The sequence below is a fragment of the Halomonas sp. DP3Y7-2 genome (genome assembly GCF_019800795.1).
Taxonomy (GTDB): domain Bacteria; phylum Pseudomonadota; class Gammaproteobacteria; order Pseudomonadales; family Halomonadaceae; genus Halomonas; species Halomonas litopenaei_A.
On the sequence record NZ_JAHVKJ010000010.1, the window covers coordinates 44945 to 62197 of the forward strand.

Annotated in this window: 17 protein-coding genes; 11 read left to right on the forward strand and 6 right to left on the reverse strand. The window is 62.2% G+C overall.

Annotated elements, in window-relative coordinates; genetic code table 11:
- Positions 1–206 precede the first annotated feature (206 nt).
- Positions 207–1142 carry a LysR substrate-binding domain-containing protein gene (locus KUV45_RS12570; RefSeq protein WP_222161686.1) on the forward strand — a complete coding sequence of 312 codons (936 nt, stop codon included), beginning with the start codon at positions 207–209 and terminating at the stop codon, positions 1140–1142.
- Positions 1143–1211: 69 nt separating this feature from the next.
- Here the strand turns inward: KUV45_RS12570 and KUV45_RS12575 are convergent, their stop codons facing one another.
- Positions 1212–2012 carry a TraX family protein gene (locus tag KUV45_RS12575; RefSeq protein WP_222161687.1) on the reverse strand — a complete coding sequence of 267 codons (801 nt, stop codon included), beginning with the start codon at positions 2010–2012 and terminating at the stop codon, positions 1212–1214.
- A gap of 256 nt (positions 2013–2268) precedes the next feature.
- Between KUV45_RS12575 and KUV45_RS12580 the strand changes: the two genes are divergently transcribed.
- From KUV45_RS12580 to KUV45_RS12620, 9 genes are all read left to right on the forward strand, one after another.
- The gene (locus KUV45_RS12580) at positions 2269–3228 is read left to right on the forward strand and encodes a LysR family transcriptional regulator (protein WP_222161688.1); all 960 of its coding nucleotides are present in this window, start codon (positions 2269–2271) and stop codon (positions 3226–3228) included.
- Positions 3229–3398: 170 nt separating this feature from the next.
- A complete protein-coding gene (locus tag KUV45_RS12585; protein ID WP_206939957.1) occupies positions 3399–3974 on the forward strand; it encodes a TRAP transporter small permease subunit in 576 nt (191 codons plus the stop codon).
- Positions 3971–5293 (forward strand): TRAP transporter large permease subunit, encoded by a 1323-nt coding sequence (locus KUV45_RS12590; protein ID WP_206939955.1) that lies wholly within the window; start codon positions 3971–3973, stop codon positions 5291–5293. The genes KUV45_RS12585 and KUV45_RS12590 overlap by 4 nt, the downstream gene beginning before the upstream one ends.
- A gap of 252 nt (positions 5294–5545) precedes the next feature.
- Complete coding sequence (locus tag KUV45_RS12595; protein WP_206939953.1) at positions 5546–6604, forward strand: twin-arginine translocation signal domain-containing protein; 1059 nt, start codon at positions 5546–5548, stop codon at positions 6602–6604.
- 66 nt (positions 6605–6670) lie between these two features.
- A complete protein-coding gene (locus KUV45_RS12600) occupies positions 6671–8050 on the forward strand; it encodes a glutamine synthetase family protein (RefSeq protein ID WP_222161689.1) in 1380 nt (459 codons plus the stop codon).
- Positions 8051–8094: 44 nt separating this feature from the next.
- Positions 8095–9480 carry an aldehyde dehydrogenase family protein gene (locus KUV45_RS12605; RefSeq protein ID WP_222161690.1) on the forward strand — a complete coding sequence of 462 codons (1386 nt, stop codon included), beginning with the start codon at positions 8095–8097 and terminating at the stop codon, positions 9478–9480.
- A gap of 7 nt (positions 9481–9487) precedes the next feature.
- Positions 9488–10666, forward strand: a complete 1179-nt coding sequence (locus KUV45_RS12610; protein ID WP_206939947.1) for an iron-containing alcohol dehydrogenase — start codon at positions 9488–9490, stop codon at positions 10664–10666.
- A gap of 89 nt (positions 10667–10755) precedes the next feature.
- Positions 10756–11484 carry a GMP synthase gene (locus KUV45_RS12615; protein ID WP_222161691.1) on the forward strand — a complete coding sequence of 243 codons (729 nt, stop codon included), beginning with the start codon at positions 10756–10758 and terminating at the stop codon, positions 11482–11484.
- Positions 11485–11793: 309 nt separating this feature from the next.
- The gene (locus KUV45_RS12620; protein WP_222161692.1) at positions 11794–12426 is read left to right on the forward strand and encodes a YdcF family protein; all 633 of its coding nucleotides are present in this window, start codon (positions 11794–11796) and stop codon (positions 12424–12426) included.
- 35 nt (positions 12427–12461) lie between these two features.
- Here the strand turns inward: KUV45_RS12620 and KUV45_RS12625 are convergent, their stop codons facing one another.
- The 3 genes from KUV45_RS12625 to KUV45_RS12635 form a co-directional block, all read right to left on the reverse strand.
- Positions 12462–12884, reverse strand: coding sequence for a type II toxin-antitoxin system VapC family toxin (locus KUV45_RS12625; RefSeq protein WP_224851830.1), 423 nt, complete (start codon positions 12882–12884; stop codon positions 12462–12464).
- Positions 12884–13114, reverse strand: coding sequence for a type II toxin-antitoxin system VapB family antitoxin (gene vapB, locus KUV45_RS12630; RefSeq protein ID WP_206939942.1), 231 nt, complete (start codon positions 13112–13114; stop codon positions 12884–12886). Before vapB ends, KUV45_RS12625 begins: the two co-directional genes overlap by 1 nt.
- A gap of 95 nt (positions 13115–13209) precedes the next feature.
- Positions 13210–15516: a cation-translocating P-type ATPase gene (locus KUV45_RS12635; RefSeq protein ID WP_222161693.1), complete on the reverse strand. Its 2307-nt coding sequence runs from the start codon at positions 15514–15516 to the stop codon at positions 13210–13212.
- Between the two features lie 200 nt (positions 15517–15716).
- On the opposite strand from KUV45_RS12635, the gene cadR reads away from it, so the two are divergent.
- Positions 15717–16172: a Cd(II)/Pb(II)-responsive transcriptional regulator gene (gene cadR / locus KUV45_RS12640; protein ID WP_206939940.1), complete on the forward strand. Its 456-nt coding sequence runs from the start codon at positions 15717–15719 to the stop codon at positions 16170–16172.
- Between the two features lie 109 nt (positions 16173–16281).
- On the opposite strand, the gene msrA is transcribed toward cadR, so the two are convergent.
- The gene (gene msrA, locus KUV45_RS12645) at positions 16282–16791 is read right to left on the reverse strand and encodes a peptide-methionine (S)-S-oxide reductase MsrA (RefSeq protein ID WP_206939938.1); all 510 of its coding nucleotides are present in this window, start codon (positions 16789–16791) and stop codon (positions 16282–16284) included.
- Positions 16792–16793: 2 nt separating this feature from the next.
- On the reverse strand, positions 16794–17240 hold the full coding sequence (gene msrB / locus KUV45_RS12650; protein ID WP_206939936.1) for a peptide-methionine (R)-S-oxide reductase MsrB: 447 nt from the start codon (positions 17238–17240) through the stop codon (positions 16794–16796).
- Between the last annotated feature and the right edge of the window lie 13 nt (positions 17241–17253).

Here is a 17253-nt window from a genome sequence, read left to right on the forward strand (position 1 = left end):
TTATTGTGCTGGCATCGATACTCCCGCGAGCGGCACAGGAAGGCGTGCCTCATCTGGCTACCGACGTCAGCTTTGCTCTGATGGGGCCATTCTAGGCTTGGATATATCTTTTGATTATCGTGTAATAACGAAACCGGTTATAAGTAAAACCGATATAAGAGCAGGCGGCGTTTGCGAGGCTCCTGATCACGCAGCGAGAGGTCATCATGTCCCACCCTACCCATCAGCGATCACGCTCGCGCATCACCTTGCGTCAGCTGGAAGTCTTTGTAGCCGTCGCCAGACTGGGGACTGTCAGCGCCGCTGCTCGACAGCTAAGCCTTTCTCAATCGGCCACGAGCCAGGCGCTGGCAGACCTGGAGCGGCAGCTTGGCGTGGTGGTATTCGAGCGTCCCGGGCGTAGACTCAGCCTCAACGATATGGGGCATCGTCTGTTGCCCAGAGCCGAGCAGTTGCTGGATGAGCTTGATGACCTGGTCGCCGCAGCGGTAGAGCCAGGGGATGTGCTGCACGGTAGCCTGGCGATCTCTGCCAGTGCCACCATCGGGACCTACCTGCTGCCGCCCCTGGCCGGTGAGTTCGGTGAATGGCATCCCGGTGTCGATCTGCGACTGCGCCTGCGCAATACCGGCGAGGTCATTGCCGAGGTACAGCGTTTCGATGCGGACCTGGGATTGATCGAGGGGCGCTGCCATGAACCGGGCCTGGCCAGTGAGGTGTGGTGCGAAGATCACATGGTGGTGGTCTGCGCGCCTGGGCATCCACTGGTGGAAAAGGGCCGCATCTCGGACGTGGATCTGGCCGAGCAGCCCTGGATACTGCGTGAACTGGGCTCTGGCTCCCGGGAGGTGCTCGAGGCTGCGGTGCTTCCTCGAGTGGCCAGGCTGAAAGTGCGGATGGAGCTGGGGCAGCACGAAGCCATCAAGCAGGCCGTCGCGGCCGGCTTGGGCCTTGGCTGTCTATCACGCTTGAGCGTGCGTGGGGAGCTGGAGCGGGGCGACCTGGTCGAGCTGGCCCATGACCTGCCATTGACGCGCCACTTCTCGCTGGTGTGGCATCCGGACCGCTACCGTAGCCCGGCATGGCAGGCCTTCAAGGTGTTTCTGGTGGAGCACAAGGATCGCGTCATTCACCGTCGCTGATTCAGCCTCGTCACGCAACTTGCGATGACGGGGCAATTGAAGCGAGCAGACTAGCCACCCCATGGCGGTCTACAGGATCTGCGCGTTGCCATTCCACAGCAGGATGGCGGCGATCACCGCGAAGTGAGCGGGATACCACGCCAGCCACATCTTTCTCGGCATGGTCACAGCGGGGGCTCGGACCAGGCGGCTGGCACCGGCAGCCAGCAGCAGGACCAGCAGCACGGTGGCTACCGTTACCGACTTCGCCATGTCAGAGGAATTCATCAGGCCGGCCACTGCCAGCAGCGGCAGGCAGCCTGCCACGGCCAGCAGCCGCGATGGGATATCGTCGTCGGCGCGATGCAACTGACCGATCGCCAGCATGAAGAAGGGAACCAGCAACAGCCCCTGGTGGCCGTACTCCACCCAGAAGCCGGCGAAGTACCATGCCAGCGCGATGCCCAGGGTCTCCAGGGCGAGACGTGGATAGCCCAGTTCGCCGCCGTCCTGGCGCCGGGTCAGTTGCTCGAGCCAGTGACCCGCCATCAGGCCAAGGGCCAGGGTAAAGCAGATGTTGAGCTGGAAGATCGCTTCACGTGGCATCAGCTGGTAGGGAAGCTGGGCGAGCAGACCGATGACCATGACTCTGCGGGCGTAGCGCAGGGGATCTCGGGTGTTGAACAGGCCATGCCAGGCCACCATGCCGGCGAACAAGGGAAAGGCGATGCGACCGACACTCGAATCGATCCAGCCCATATGCCAGGCATCTGTGGCCAGGTAGCGGGCGACATGATCCAGGGTCATGGTGATCAGTGCAATCCACTGTCCCCAACCGGTCCAGGCGGAAGACGGGCGCGCCGCGTAGCCGGCGTTGGTGGCGAGGTTCATCGGACATCCCTGTTGTTCGCAATGTCAGGATAGACTGATGGACGTCCCACAAGTTCCAATACGGCACATTTTAGCCGTTGGGAGCTGCACGGGTCAGGCATCCGAGCGGCGCGCCTCGCAGCGGCTCGTCGGGGCAGGCCCTCATGCTGTGGCACCTTTGGACGTCACCGCCGGTGAAGAGCAGGATAAGATGGGGTGCGTGACGGCAGGCGCTGCGTCACAGGGACAATAACAAGACAACCCTTCAGGAGTTGCCATGAAGAATGGCTTCGGTTTCGATCTGCGCAGTATGGAAATCTTCGTCGAGACGCTGGAACGGGGCAGCCAGAGTGCCGCCGCGGAAGCGCTGGGGTTGACCCAATCCTCGGTATCCCACTGTCTGGCGACCCTGGAAGAGAGCCTTGGACTGACGCTGTTCGAGCGTCGCTCACGTCCTTTGGAGCCGACCAGCGCTGGGCGGTTTTTCTATGACCGGGCGAGACGGCTGCTGAGTGAAGCCAGGGATACGCGCCGCGAGCTGATTTCCGGCGCCTTTGGCCAACTTCATCAAATGCGGCTGGCACTGGTCGACTCGTTGGCCACCGCCGTGGGCAAGCCCTTGATCGACCTTATCCGGCGACACACCCGGGACTATACCCTGACCACGGGGCTCTCCCACATGCACGGTCACTCACTGCTGACCCGACATGTGGACGTGATCATTTCGGATGATCGCCTCGAGAATTATGACGGCCTGGAGCGCCACAGCGTGCTGGTGGAGCCTTTCGTGCTGGTCCTTCCGGCCGACTGGTCTGGCCCTGCTGACAATTTGCGCTGGCTATCGCGTCAACTCGATCTGGTGCGCTATGTCCCGCAGTCATTGATCGGGCAGAGCATCGAGCGTCATCTGCGGCTGTCTGGCGTCGAGCTGCCGGCGCGTCTTCATCTGGACAATACCTGTGCCTTGCTCAAGGCGGTCAGCGATGGTGTCGGCTTTACCGTGACGACGCCGTTGTGCCTGTACCAGGCGGGTCTTGACCAGCTCAGGGTGCGGATCGAGCCGCTGCCCCTATCGCCGCTTAGCCGCACGCTGACGCTGGTCGCGCGACGGGATGAGCTGGGAGGGCTGCCTGGGCAGCTGGCCCGTGACGCACGGCGTTTACTGGACGCTGGCTTTCGCCGCACCCTGGCAGCCGAGCTGCCCTGGGTAGACGCACAGATCACGACGACGTCGTGACGTTCCCCGCGGGGTGAACCGTCCTGGTGCGTCGAGGTCCTCACGATGCGCCAAGCGGTGGCAATATCGAAAGCTTCGATAGTGCGGGTGTCGTTGAAGTCGATGCAACTGGCGAGGTTGGTCTGGCTGAACCAAGACTCATGAGATTCCTCTTGAGTCCGGGAGACCCCATGCCGGCAGCCATTCGTCTCTACGTTCGTTACGTCGACCGCTTCAACCGGCGCATCGGTCGTATCGTCATGTACCTGATCTTCGTGATGATAGGTGTACTGCTGTATGCCTCGCTCTCGCGCACGCTGTTTGACCGGCCGCTGCTGTGGGGCGTCGAGGTCTCGCAGTTTCTGATGGTGGCCTACTTTCTGCTGGGTGGCGCCTATTCCATGCAGCTCGATGACCACGTGCGCATGGATCTGTTCTATACCCGGCTGTCCCCTCGTGCCAAGGCCATGAGCGACGTGCTGACGATGCTGTTGCTGCTGGTGTTCCTGGGCACACTACTGGCTGGCGGCATCTCCAGTACCAGCTATGCGATCAAGTACGGCGAGACCAATTACAGCTCCTGGGCGCCGCCACTGGCACCCATCAAGACCATCATGACCGTCGGCGTGGCCTTGATGCTGGCCCAGTGTCTTTCCACCCTGTTCAAGGATGTCGCCGTGCTGCTCGGGCGACCGCTGGAGGAGAGCGAAGGGGAGAAGGATGCCAGGGAAGGCAAGAACCGCAAGGACGGGGAGGGCGACCGATGAGCTACGAAATGATCGCCCTGACCATGTTCTCTTCCATGATGCTGCTGCTGCTGACAGGACAGCGGGTGTTCGGCGTGATTGGCTTTGTCGGCGCGGCAGCCGCCTTGGTGCTGTGGGGCGACGGCGGCATGGAGATGCCCTTCAGTGCCGCCATTCAGCTGATGAACTGGTACCCGCTGTTGACCTTGCCGCTGTTCATCTTCATGGGATACATGCTGTCGGAGTCCGGTATCGCCTCCGAGCTCTACGAGATGTTCCACGTGTGGATGGGGGGGCTGAGAGGGGGCCTGGCGGTGGGCACCATCGGTCTGATGGTGGTGGTCTCGGCGATGAATGGGCTGAGTGTGGCCGGTATGGCCATCGGCGCCACCATTGCCTTGCCGGAACTGCTGCGACGGGGCTACGACAAGGTCATGGTCACCGGCGTGATCCAGGCTGGCAGCTCGCTGGGCATATTGGTACCGCCCAGCGTGGTGCTGGTGCTCTACGGCATGATTGCGCGCCAGCCGGTCAGCCAGCTATGGCTGGCCGGGGCGATACCCGGCTTGATCCTGGCGGCCATGTTCGTGGCCTATATCGTCATCCGCTGTCGCTTGCAGCCGAGCCTTGGGCCGACCCTGCCGCCGGAAGAACGCAACCTCTCCACCGCTGACAAGTTGAAGCTGTTGCGCGCCGGCATCATGCCATTGGCCATCTTCTTTTTCATGACCGGCCTGTTCGTGATGGGAGTGACCAGCCTGGTGGAAAGCGCTGCGGTAGGGGCGCTGTCGGCCACTCTGGCTGCCCTGATCAAGGGACGCTTGAATCGCGCCGTCATCGAGACCACGGTGCGCCGTTCGCTGGGCATCACCTGCATGTTCATGTGGATCATCCTGGCGGCCTTGTGTTTTGGCGCGGTGTTCGATGGTCTCGGCGCGGTGCGTGCCATCGAGTCTGTATTCCTCGAGGCCTTTGGCCTGACCCCCTGGCAGATCCTGGTGATGATGCAGCTGTCCTACATCCTGCTTGGCATGTTTCTCGATGACACCGCCATGCTGGTCATCGTGGCGCCGCTTTACGTGCCGCTGGTCATCAGTCTTGGCTTCGACCCGATCTGGTATGGCGTGCTCTACACGATCACGGTGCAGATCGCCTATATGACCCCGCCCTTCGGCTACAACCTGTTCCTGATGCGGGCCATGGCGCCGCCGGAGATCAGCCTGGGGGATATCTACAAGAGCGTGTGGCCGTTTGTCGCCATCATGTTGGCGGGCCTGGCGCTGATTACCGCCTTTCCCCAGCTCGCACTGTGGCTCCCCGAGCTGTTCCGGGATTACTGAGCCTGTGCTCAAGCAGCGACATGACCGGCTGTTGCCAGGGAGTATCGCGCACCGGCCAGCGGCGACGAAGGTGCGCCACAAGGCATGTTAGGCCGGATGCCGGAGCGAGCGATAGATAGCGCAACATCGACAACAAACAGGAAACGAAAAACGGCAGGAGGCCGGCAACACACCGACAGGTGCAATGAGTCACAGCAGTACCCGATGGCATCACCCCTGACCACAACAATCGACAGAGTAGGGAGAGATCCAATGACCAACCGTCGCGACTTCTTGAAAAAGGCCGGTGTCGCTACCGCCGCTACCGTGGGCGCAGGCACTCTTGCCGCGCCCTATGTGCATGCCCAGTCGAAGACGCCGATACGCTGGCGTCTGCAGACCTATGCGGGGCCAGCGCTGGCGGAGCATGTCATCAAGCCTTCCATTGATGCCTTCAACAAGGCCGCCAATGGCGAGATGGAAATCGAACTGTATTTTTCCGATCAGTTGGTCCCCACCGGGGAGCTGTTCCGGGCCATGCAGAGAGGCACCATCGACGCCGTGCAGAGCGATGATGACTCGATCAATGCACCGGTGGACGTGTCGGTGTTCGGCGGCTATTTCCCGTTTGCCTCGCGTTACAGCCTGGATGTACCGACCCTGTTCAACCACTACGGTCTGAAGGAAATCTGGGAAGAGGCCTACGGCGAGATCGAGGGCGTGACCTGGCTCGGCTCGGGCAGCTGGGATCCCTGCAACTTCGTCACCCGAGAGCCCATTCGCAGCATCAAGGACCTCGAGGGCAAGCGGGTGTTTACCTTCCCCACTGCCGGGCGCTTCCTGACTCGCTTCGGGGTGGTGCCGGTGACCCTGCCCTGGGAAGACATCGAGGTCGCCATGCAGACCCGCGAGCTTGATGGCATCGCCTGGGCGGGCATCACCGAGGCTTACACCGTGGGCTGGGCGGATGTCTCTAGCTACTACCTGACCAATAACATCTCGGGCGCCTGGGCGGGGTCCTACTTTGCCAACAGCGAACGCTGGAACGAGCTCCCGGATCACCTGAAGACGCTGTTCAGGATGTGCATGGACAGCTCTCATTACTATCGTCAGCACTGGTACTGGTGGGGTGAAGCGCACTATCGCACCAAGGGTGGCAAGCTCGAACTGACCTCCATCCCGGAAGAAGAGTGGCAGACCATCGAGGATGAAGCGCTGGGGTTCTGGGATGAGATTGCGGCCCAGAGCGAGCGCAATGCCAAGGTGGTGCAGATCCTCAAGGACTACCGCCAGACCATGCAGCAGGCGGGCCCTCCTTATCGCTACAGCTGATACGAGGCAGTGCAGGCCGGCCTGCGGGCCGGCCCTTCATTCCTTCGCCCATGAGGAGGGTGATCGATGTCAGGACTCAACCCGAGGGACGTGCGCACGGCAGAGGATGCTCGGCGCGTGGTCGAAGCGCGCAACCTCAGCCACGTCAAAGTCGGCTTTCTCGACCTGGACGGGGTCATGGTCGGCAAGTACATGCAGCGTGACAAGTTCTTCGCCGCGCTGGAGGGGGGCTTTGCCTTCTGTGATGTCGTGCTGGGCTGGGACAGCAAGGACGAGCTGTACGACAACACGCGCTTTACCGGCTGGCATACCGGTTACCCCGACGCCCAGTTGAGGCTATTGCCGGAGACCTGCCGCGAGGTGCCCTTCGAGGGCGACATGCTGCTGTTCATGGCGGAATTCACCGAGCGGGCCGAGGCGATCTGTCCCCGCGGGCTGCTGCGTCGAGTGCTGGCCCGGGCCGCCGACATGGGATTCAAGGTGCATGGATCGCTCGAATATGAGTTTTTCATGTTTCAGGAGACGCCTGAGTCGGTGCGCGAGAAGGGCTTTCGTCAGCTGCGTCCCCTGACGCCCGACATGATGGGCTACTCGATGCTCAGAAGTTCGGTCCACGCCGAGCTGTATCACGAGTTATTGGGCCTGTCGGAACGCATGGACTTCCCCATCGAGGGGCTGCACACCGAGACCGGGCCAGGAGTGCTGGAGGCGGCCATTGGCGTCGACGAAGCCCTGGCTGCCGGTGACAAGGCGGCGTTGTTCAAGACCTTCACCAAGGTCTGGGCTCAGCGGCGTGGCCTGATGGCCACCTTCATGGCCAAGTGGTCGCCGGACTATCCCGGGCAGAGTGGGCACATCCACCTGTCGATGACCCACCTGAATGACGGCCAGTCGGCCTTCTACGATGGCGAGGCCGAGTACGGCATGAGTGCCATCCAGCGTCATTTCGTCGCCGGACAGCAGCGCCTGATGCCAGAGTTCCTGGCCATGTTCGCGCCCACCGTCAACAGCTACACCCGCCTGATACCGGGTTTCTGGGCGCCGACTGACGCCACCTGGGGAGTGGAAAACCGCACGACGGCGCTGAGGGTCATTCCCGGCAGCGCCAAGTCTCAGCGGGTCGAGTATCGCCTGGGTAGCGCTGATGCCAATCCCTATCTGGCGCTTGCCGCGGCAATCGGCGCCGGCCTCTATGGGATCGAGCAGCAGCTTGAACCCGACACGGCGGTCACTGGCAACGCCTACACACTGGATCACCCGGAGCATCAGGCGCTGCCTCGAACACTGTGGGACGCAGCGCAGCGGCTCAAGGGATCTGCCCCGGCGCGGGCGCTGTTCGGTGACGACTTCGTCGAGCATTTCGCGGCCACCCGAGAATGGGAAGAGCGCGAGTTCCGACGTCACATCACCGATTGGGAGCTGGATCGCTATTTCGAAATCATTTGACGCGGATGCCCGGCATCCCGCCCATCGACTGACGAGAGAACCGCATGGCCATTCAACAGACCCTATCGCCGGTGGACGGCTCGGTGTACGTAGAACGAGAACAGGCCGATGCCGAGCAGATCGAGCGTACCCTTGCCCTAGCGACCGATGCCCAGAAGCGCTGGCGTGACGTCAGTGTGGAACAACGCTGCCGTCTGGCCAGCGCCATGGTGGATGCCTTTATCTCCCGGCGCGATCAACACGTGGAAGAGCTTTGCTGGCAGATGGGGCGGCCCATCGCTCAAGCGGGAGGCGAAATCGGCGGTTTCGAGGAACGTGCCAGGGCCATGATCGAGATGGCGCCTGGGGCGCTGTCTCCACTCAGGCTAGGCGACAAACCGGGGTTTACTCGCTACATCCGCCGCGAACCTCTCGGCGTGTCACTGATCGTGGCGCCCTGGAACTTTCCCTACATGACGGCCGTGAATGCGGTGATCCCGGCGCTGCTTGCCGGAAACGCGGTGATCCTCAAGCACTCGGCCCAGACCCCGCTGTGCGCAGAGCGCATGGTGGAGGCCGCCCGGGAGGCGGGTATCGAGGAGGGCGTCTTTCAGTTCCTGCACGTGAGTCACGCCGACGCCGAGCAAGTGATGGGCGATCCACGCATTGCCCACGTCTCGTTTACCGGGTCGGTCGCTGGTGGGCGCACCGTGGAGCAGGCAACGGCGGGGCGTTTTATTGCGACAGCGCTGGAACTGGGGGGTAAGGATGCGGCTTACGTGCGTGGCGATGTCGATCTGGACAGCGCAGTGGATGGTGTCATGGATGGCGCCTTCTTCAACTCAGGCCAGAGCTGCTGTGGCATTGAACGCATCTATGTCGAGCGAGCCATCTTCGATGATTTCGTCGCGCGCGCCGTGGCCTGGCTGAAGCAGCTCAAGCTCGGTAATCCCACCGACCCCGCCACGACCCTGGGGCCTGTGGTCAAACCTGCTGCCGCGGATTTTGTACGTGGCCAGGTAGAAGCGGCGGTCGCTGCCGGCGCACGTGCCTGGATCGATCCCGGCGACTACCCGCTGTCCCGGCCAGGTAGTGCCTATCTGGCGCCGCAGCTGCTGACGGACGTCGATCACTCCATGGCGGTGATGCAGGAGGAGAGTTTTGGCCCGGTGGTCGCCGTCATGCCCGTCGATAGCGACGACGAGGCCATTGCTCTGATGAACGACTCCGCCTTTGGCCTGACCGGCGCGATCTTTACCCGCGACCTGGAGGCCGGTGAGGCACTGGCGGCCCGCCTCGACGTCGGCACAGCCTTCGTCAACCGCTGCGACTATCTGGATCCCGAGCTCGCCTGGACGGGGGTCAAGCTATCAGGACGCGGTTGCTCGCTATCGCGCTTGGGCTTTGACAGCCTGACCCGGCCCAAATCCTTCCATCTCAAGCATCCCTGAGGTCACCATGAGCGATATCAGCCGCTTTACCACCAGCTGGAATTATCCGTCCTCGATCCTGACCGGCGCAGGGCGTATTCGAGACCTGCCGCAACAGTGCCATGAGCTTGGCATGCATGCGCCGCTGCTGGTGACCGACCCTGGACTGGCGGCGCTGCCGATGGTGGCGGATGCCCTTGAACACTGTCGATCGGAAGGACTCCGGGTCGGGCTATTCAGCGAGATCAAGGGCAATCCGACCGGTGCCAATGTCATCGCTGGCGTGGATGCCTTTCGCGAGGGGGAGCATGACGGCGTGATCGCCTTCGGCGGCGGTTCCGGGCTTGATGCCGCCAAGGCGGTGGCCCTGATGGCCAATCAACGTGACGGCCTGTCGCTGTGGTCGCTGGAGGACATCGGCGACAACTGGAAGAATGCCGATGCCAAGGCCATCGTGCCGGTGGTAGCGGTTCCTACCACCGCGGGCACCGGGTCCGAAGTGGGACGTGCCTCCGTGATTACCGACGAGGCAGAGCACGTCAAACGCATCATTTTCCACCCTGGCATGGTACCGGCGCGGGTGATTCTTGATCCGACCCTGACCGTCGGACTGCCTCCTGCGGTGACCGCAGCGACCGGTATGGATGCCCTGTCCCACTGCCTGGAAGCATGGTGCGCGCCAGGCTACCACCCCATGGCGGAAGGCATCGCGGTGGAAGGCATGCGGCGGGTACGAGACTTCTTGCCGAGGGCCTATGCCCATGGCGATGACCTGGAGGCCCGCCTTAACATGCTGGTGGCCTCCAGCATGGGGGCGACGGCCTTTCAACGAGGGCTGGGGGCAATGCACGCCCTGGCGCATCCTCTGGGAGCCCTCTATGACGCCCATCACGGCACCCTTAATGCCATCCTGATGCCCTATGTGCTCAAGGCCAACGAGCGCGCCATCGGCGAGCCCATGGTCCGCCTGTGTCGCTATCTGGATCTGCGCCAGCCCAGCACCGCCAGCGCCATCGATTGGGTGCTGGAACTGCGCGAACGACTGGCGATTCCTCATGATCTGGCGGCTATCGGTATCGACGATTCACAGGCCGACAAGGTCGCCGAAATGGCGGTGGTGGACCCGTCTGCGGGATCCAACCCCATCGCCTTCACGGCCGAGGACTACCGTCGGGTCTTTCTGGCGGCCCTTGAGGGCAGACTCTAGCGGCCGGCCTCGCCCGATGACATAGCCCTGGCGGCTCTCTGGCAAGGTGGCCGGCCAGCGTCAAGGGAGTACTGGTGATGGAGAACATCATGCGAATCGGTCTACTGCAGTGCGATGACGTGGCACCTGAACTGATTGCCGCCCATGGCAACTATCCCGCCATGTTCGAGGCGTTGCTGGCGCCGGCGGCATACGATCTTGGCGTGACGCTAGAGTGGCAGGTCTATCGCTGCCTGGATGGCGAGATTCCAACGGATATCGAAGCGGTGGACGCCTGGCTGACCACCGGTTCCAAGTTTGGGGTCAACGACAGCCATGACTGGATCGATCGTCTTGAGGGATTCGTACGCGATCTCTATCGTGCCGAGAAGCCGCTGGTGGGCATCTGCTTTGGCCACCAGTTGATCGTCAAGGCGCTAGGCGGCGAGGTCATCAAGAGCCCCAAGGGGTGGGGGGTTGGCCTGTCCAACAATCGGGTAGTCGAACGCGAACCCTGGATGACGCCATGGCAGGAAGCGCTTGACCTGCTGGTCAGTCACCAGGATCAGGTGGAGGTGCTGCCCGAGGGCGCCTGTACGCTTGGGGGGAGTGGCTTCTGTCCCCACTACCTGATCCGGGTGGGCCGCTGCTTCCTAGGGGTTCAGGGGCACCCGGAATTTCGCCCGGACTACTCCCGTGACTTGATGAACCTGCGCCAGGGCCTGGTGGGAGACGCCCGGGTGCGCCAGGGACAGGCATCGTTGTCCGGGCGAATCGACGACGCCGTGATGGCCGAGTGGATACTGCGCTTTATGCGCGAGGCGATCGCGGTCAGGTAGGAGGGCAGAGCAAGGCGAAGCGATGCGCTAGCGGGGTATAGGTACAGCGGGGTAGAGATAGATTCGCGGCACCAGGGCTTGTCTGAAAAGTGCCTGCGCTCGGTAATACGGCGTTAAAAATCGGATCAGGCGGCTCGCTTCCACCCTGTAGACTGCGTTTCCTCACCGATTTTTGCCTTGGCTAGCCATCACTTGCCGATTTTTCGGACTTCTTTGGACAAAGCCTAGCGGGACGTGACTGAATGCGAAGTGAGGGTGCGAATCGATCAACGTCTACGATACTGTTGGGGGCCGCCGATGACGCCGGTAATGCGCGATGCTCAGACGCTCTGGGCGTTTCTTCAAGGCCAGCCGGCTTGTCTGGTGCCTTCGGATATCATCATTGTCTGTGGTTCCTATGATCTGCGCGTGTGCGATCATGCCAGTGCATTGATGAGAGCGGGTACCGCTCCTCGTATGTTGATAACCGGGGCTACTGGCAACTGGACACGTCATTTGTGGGAGCGAAGCGAGGCCGATGTGTTCCTTGATCGAGCACGCTCGCTGGGGGTTGACGCGGGGCAGATCACGCTGGAAAGACGTGCAACCAATTTCGCGGAGAATATCCGCTTTTCCCGTGATCTCCTCCCCGGGGTGCGTCGTGCAACGTTTGTGACCAAGCGGAATTCTGTTTTACGCGTGAAGCATACCCTCGCTGTGCAGTGGCCAGAGTTGACAGCTGCCATCGATGCCCCTGCTACGGCCTTTCCCGATGACGTATCCAACCAGATCGGGGTGCTTGGGCTGATCGATGAGATGGTGGGTGACCTCCAGCGGATGCTGCACTATCCCGAACTCGGATATCAGTCACCGGTCTCCATTCCTGGCGATGTACTGTGCGCCTGGCGCATGCTTGTCGAGTCGGGGTTCGATCGTCATCTTCTCGATGCCCCGCTCGCCTAGGGAAACGCTGCTCAATTGCTGCACTCGACCCCGGATCACGTCGGGTGTTGATGACACCAATCCTGATACACAAGGCCTTCGACGCGGCCAAATTCTCGAACGTTATTGGTCACCAAAATGGCGCCGGATGCTATGGCGTGCCCTGCGATCCCCGTATCGTTATACCCGATGGGGGTGCCCGCGCTCCTTAGAGTGCTCATGATTGTCAGCGCAGCGTCTACCGCGAGTTGATCCCACGGCAATATGTCATCGAGTCGTTTGACGAACTCGTCCACCAAGGTCTTGTGTTTGGCCAACGCCTTTTTGCCGACCTGGCCGTAGCGCATTTCAGCGTAGGTGATGGCCGATACGACGATCCGGTTTCCCGATTCGACCTCTTTGCTCAAACGCTGGATAACCCTCACCGGATGTTCTCGCATAATGAACAAGCAAGTGCAGGTTTCGAGCATATAGGTCATCACAAGGGGAACCTGTTCTCGTTGTTCACGACGGAGGGGCGCTCCTGCAGGAAGTCGTCGTCTGCCTTGGGTAAATCCTTGAATGACTCCCAGGACGGGCGAGCAGGACGAAGGGTAATCACATCGCCGTCTCGGGTGATTTCCAGCTCTCTTATGCCTTCATAGGCCATGTCAGCGGGCAGTTGAACGGTCTGGCTCTTGCCATTCTTGAAAATCGACACGGTTCGCATGTCGCGCTCCTCCTTAGGCTTCGCTCTCCGCATAGCGTAGTTGCGTCGATAGGCAGATGTAGAGCATATGCCCGACTCCCTCGAGCCCACCGCGCTTATGACTCGGTCCGATACGTCAGAATCCTCAGCCCATTGCCTACCACCAGAAGGCTCGATCCCAGGTCGGCGAAGACGGCCATCCACAGGGTGGCGTTGCCGGTCAGGGCGAGGGCCAGAAACACGGCCTTGATCCCCAGCGCCAGCGCAATGTTCTGCACCAGCAGTCGCCGAGTGGTGCGGGCCAGGTCGATCAGCCTCGGCAGGCTGGCCGGGTCATCGTTCATCAACGCGATATCGGCGGTCTCGATGGCCACGTCGCTGCCCGCCGCGCCCATGGCGATGCCGACATCGGCTCGGGCCAGCGCCGGCGCATCGTTGATGCCATCGCCGACCATGCCGGTGGTGCCGCGCTTGGTCAGGGCATCGAGATGTTCGAGCTTGTCTTCCGGCAGCAACTCGCCGAAGGCCTCGTCGATGCCGGCTTCCAGGGCGATGGCATCGACCCGAGACTGAGTATCGCCGCTGAGCACGCTGACCTTGACGCCTTGGCGGTGCAGGCGCTTGATCGCCGCCTTGCTGCTTGGACGCAGGGCATCCCGTACCTTGAAGCTACCCAGCACGGTCGCGTCGCGGCCAAGCCAGACGACGCCAGCAGCATCATCCGTTGGTCCATGACTCAGCAGTACCGTGTCGTCGACGCCCATGTCGCGGGCCAGACGGCCATTGCCGAGCCATAACCGAGCAGCCATATCGGTGTCGCTTGTCGCCTCCCTGGCCACTAGACCACGACCACTGCGCTCCTCGACCTGCTCGAGAGAGACATCGGGCTGCGCGCCCAACCCCACCACCAGAGCGCGGGACACCGGATGGTTGGAGCGCTCGGCCAGGGCCACGGCCAGGCGGTGGCAGTCCTTGTCGGACGTGTCGCCGATGGCACTGGCGCTGACCAGATGTGGCTTGCCCTCGGTCAGGGTACCGGTCTTGTCCATGGCCAGGTGGGTCAGGCGGGTGGCCTGCTCCAGAAAGGCGCCTCCCTTGATCAGAATTCCCTGGCGAGCGGCGGCGCCGAGCCCGCTGACCACGGTGACCGGGGTCGAGATGACCAGGGCGCAGGGGCAGGCAATGACCAGCAGGACCAGGGCGCGATAGACGCCGTCGAGCCACGGACCGAGGCCCAGTAAAGGCCAGCCGACTGCCACGATCAGCGCCAGGACGAAGACCACCGGCGTATAGACGGCGGCGAAGCGATCGATGGTGCGCTGGGTCGGCGCACGCCGTGACTGGGCGTCCTCTACGGCGTGAATGATGCGGGCCAGGGTGGTGTCACTGGCGTCACGTGTCACGCGATAGTCGAGATCGCCGGATAGATTGATCGAGCCTGCGTAAACAGTGTCGCCTGGACCGCGTTCGCGAGGCAGGCTTTCGCCCGTGATAGGGGCTTCATCCAGGCTCGCTTCACCGCGCACGATCTCACCATCCAGCGCCAGGCGTTCACCGGCGAACACCCTGACCAAAGTCCCAGGCCTGACCTCTTCTGCCTTGATCTCGCGCCAACGATTTGCCTCGGCTGCGCTCTCGTCGCGCACTCTTGCCATGGGCGGCGCCAGGTCAAGCAAGCCTGAGATGGCCCGGCGGGCGCGCTCCAGCGAGCGCGCTTCCAGATGTTCCGCCAGGGTGAACAGCACAATCACCATGGCCGCCTCGGACCAGTGCCCAATCAGCATCGCGCCGGTGACGGCAACGCTCATCAGGGCATTGATGTTGAGGGTGCCCTGGCGTAGCGCCAGCAAGCCTTTCTTCCAGGTGGGCAGCCCCACCATGGCGATGGCGATAATGGCCAGCAGCGCCGCCAACCAGGGCACGCCCAGGCCAAGCCAGCCGGTGACCTCTGCCCCCAGAGCCAGTGCGCCGGCGACGGCCAGGCGAGCCCAGGGCAGAGAAGCGCTATCGCGGGGGGGCTCCTGCTTGGCCTGGTCAAGGAAGCGAGCCGTCATTCCCGCCTCCTGAATACGCGACGCGACCGCCCGGCGGTCCACATTTCGGTGATGGATGGTGAGCCGACGCTGCATGGTGTCAAAGGTCAGCTGCTCGACGCCTGGCAGGCTGTTCAGTGCCTTGCGCAGGACGCGCTCTTCAGTCGGACAGCACATTTCGTCAACGATCACGTCCAGGCGCTGAGTGCCTTCCGGCGTAGCCGCAGAGGTACTGTCGGTCGGTGCACTCTGGGTCGACGCACTCTGGGTCGACGAACAGTGCGCACTCGACGTTCCCCTCGGGTCGTTGCCGCAGGGCGCTTTCGTGTGCCCGACACTGCAGCAGGATGAGGGGGCGTCTGACGGTGTCTGGCGCTCAAGATCAGCCATGCCTGGAACTCCAAAGAGGATTCTGGTATCCAAGTTGACACCCTGTAGTGACTACAGAGTCAAGCATCCGAGTGAGCCACGAGATCACCTGCCGCGAGAAGACGTCCAGCATGGGCGGCGAAGGCATGACGCAAGCTTCGGTGACATGCCAAGAGCGTTGGTGACATGCCAAGAACGTCGAGAGAATGGGGAGGCAGTAGATGAAGATAGGAGAACTGGCCCGTCGTAGTGGGGTGAAGGTAGAAACGCTGCGCTACTACGAGCGCGAAGGGTTGCTGCCCGAGCCCGAGCGCAGTGACGGCAACTATCGCGTGTATCGTGATGCCCACGCCGAGCGGCTGGATTTCATTCGCCACTGCCGCGCGCTGGACATGACCCTGGACGAAATCCGCGCGCTGCTGGTCTGCCAGGATCACCCGGAGCATCCCTGTGAAGATGCCGATGCGCTGATCGAGGCACACCTGGGCCATGTGGAGCAGAGAATTGCCCAGCTGTCCCGATTGAAGGCGGAGCTCGAGGGGCTCAGGCAGCGCTGCGCGGGGCATGGCACGGCGGGAGAGTGCGGCATTCTCAACGAACTGGCGCAGCCGGTAGGGGACGTGAGTCGTGGAGGAGACGCCGGGGTTCATGTGGGCGGTGCGCATCCCCGGCGTTGAACCCCGTGAGAAACGACGACACCGCCCAGAAGGGCGGTGTCGCAGTTCGCATACCAACGGCAGGATATCGCGTGCTTAGCGCGCGATTGCCGCCTGCCTGGAGGCAACCTCAGGCCTCTTCCGTGCGCTTGGGCAGGACCCAATCCGGGCGCGGGAAGTGGCAGGTATAGCCGTTGGGAAGACGTTCCAGGTAATCCTGGTGCTCCGGCTCGGCTTCCCAGAAGTCGCCTACAGGCTCCACTTCGGTCACCACCTTGCCCGGCCACAGTCCCGAGGCGTCGACATCGGCAATGGTGTTCAGCGCCTCTGCCTTCTGGTCCTCGTCCACGTAGTAGATGGCGGACCGGTAGGACATGCCACGATCGTTACCCTGACGGTTGACCGTCGTCGGATCATGAATCTGGAAGAAGTACTCCAGCAGTCGACGATAGCTGATCACCGCCGGGTCAAACATGATCTCGATGCCCTCGGCATGGGTGCCATGGTGGCGATAGGTGGCGTTTTCCACGTCGCCACCGGTGTAGCCGACACGTGTACTTTCGACGCCTGGCAGCTTGCGGATCAGATCCTGCATACCCCAGAAGCAACCTCCTGCCAGAACTGCGCGTTGTAGTGCCATGTTCAGATCTCCTCCACTTGATCCAGGTACTCGCCGTAGCCTTCGGCTTCCATGTCATCGCGGTGGATGAACCTGAGCGACGCCGAGTTGATGCAATAACGCATGCCACCCTTGTCTCTAGGGCCGTCTGGAAAGACATGACCCAGGTGGCTGTCGCCATGGCTGGAGCGCACCTCGGTACGGATCATGCCATGGGACGAGTCCACCAGTTCATTGACGTAGGCAGGCGCAATGGGCTTGGTGAAACTTGGCCATCCGCAGCCGGACTCATACTTGTCCGACGACGCGAACAGGGGTTCGCCGGAGACAATGTCCACGTAGATGCCCGGTTCATGATGATGCAGATACTCGCCGGTGCCAGGACGCTCGGTACCGCTCTCCTGAGTGACCCGGTACTGTTCACGATTGAGACGGGCAATGGCCTCGGGTGACTTGTCGTAGGTTTTCATAGGCTCTCCTCGT

What these genes read in the sequence shown, in the direction of transcription:
- KUV45_RS12570 (WP_222161686.1), top strand. Translation starts at nt 207, where the DNA reads ATGTCCCACCCTACCCATCAGCGATCACGCTCGCGCATCACCTTGCGT.
- KUV45_RS12575 (WP_222161687.1), bottom strand. Translation starts at nt 2,012, where the DNA reads ATGAACCTCGCCACCAACGCCGGCTACGCGGCGCGCCCGTCTTCCGCC.
- KUV45_RS12580 (WP_222161688.1), top strand. Translation starts at nt 2,269, where the DNA reads ATGAAGAATGGCTTCGGTTTCGATCTGCGCAGTATGGAAATCTTCGTC.
- KUV45_RS12585 (WP_206939957.1), top strand. Translation starts at nt 3,399, where the DNA reads ATGCCGGCAGCCATTCGTCTCTACGTTCGTTACGTCGACCGCTTCAAC.
- KUV45_RS12590 (WP_206939955.1), top strand. Translation starts at nt 3,971, where the DNA reads ATGAGCTACGAAATGATCGCCCTGACCATGTTCTCTTCCATGATGCTG.
- KUV45_RS12595 (WP_206939953.1), top strand. Translation starts at nt 5,546, where the DNA reads ATGACCAACCGTCGCGACTTCTTGAAAAAGGCCGGTGTCGCTACCGCC.
- KUV45_RS12600 (WP_222161689.1), top strand. Translation starts at nt 6,671, where the DNA reads ATGTCAGGACTCAACCCGAGGGACGTGCGCACGGCAGAGGATGCTCGG.
- KUV45_RS12605 (WP_222161690.1), top strand. Translation starts at nt 8,095, where the DNA reads ATGGCCATTCAACAGACCCTATCGCCGGTGGACGGCTCGGTGTACGTA.
- KUV45_RS12610 (WP_206939947.1), top strand. Translation starts at nt 9,488, where the DNA reads ATGAGCGATATCAGCCGCTTTACCACCAGCTGGAATTATCCGTCCTCG.
- KUV45_RS12615 (WP_222161691.1), top strand. Translation starts at nt 10,756, where the DNA reads ATGCGAATCGGTCTACTGCAGTGCGATGACGTGGCACCTGAACTGATT.
- KUV45_RS12620 (WP_222161692.1), top strand. Translation starts at nt 11,794, where the DNA reads ATGCGCGATGCTCAGACGCTCTGGGCGTTTCTTCAAGGCCAGCCGGCT.
- KUV45_RS12625 (WP_224851830.1), bottom strand. Translation starts at nt 12,884, where the DNA reads ATGACCTATATGCTCGAAACCTGCACTTGCTTGTTCATTATGCGAGAA.
- vapB (WP_206939942.1), bottom strand. Translation starts at nt 13,114, where the DNA reads ATGCGAACCGTGTCGATTTTCAAGAATGGCAAGAGCCAGACCGTTCAA.
- KUV45_RS12635 (WP_222161693.1), bottom strand. Translation starts at nt 15,516, where the DNA reads ATGGCTGATCTTGAGCGCCAGACACCGTCAGACGCCCCCTCATCCTGC.
- cadR (WP_206939940.1), top strand. Translation starts at nt 15,717, where the DNA reads ATGAAGATAGGAGAACTGGCCCGTCGTAGTGGGGTGAAGGTAGAAACG.
- msrA (WP_206939938.1), bottom strand. Translation starts at nt 16,791, where the DNA reads ATGGCACTACAACGCGCAGTTCTGGCAGGAGGTTGCTTCTGGGGTATG.
- msrB (WP_206939936.1), bottom strand. Translation starts at nt 17,240, where the DNA reads ATGAAAACCTACGACAAGTCACCCGAGGCCATTGCCCGTCTCAATCGT.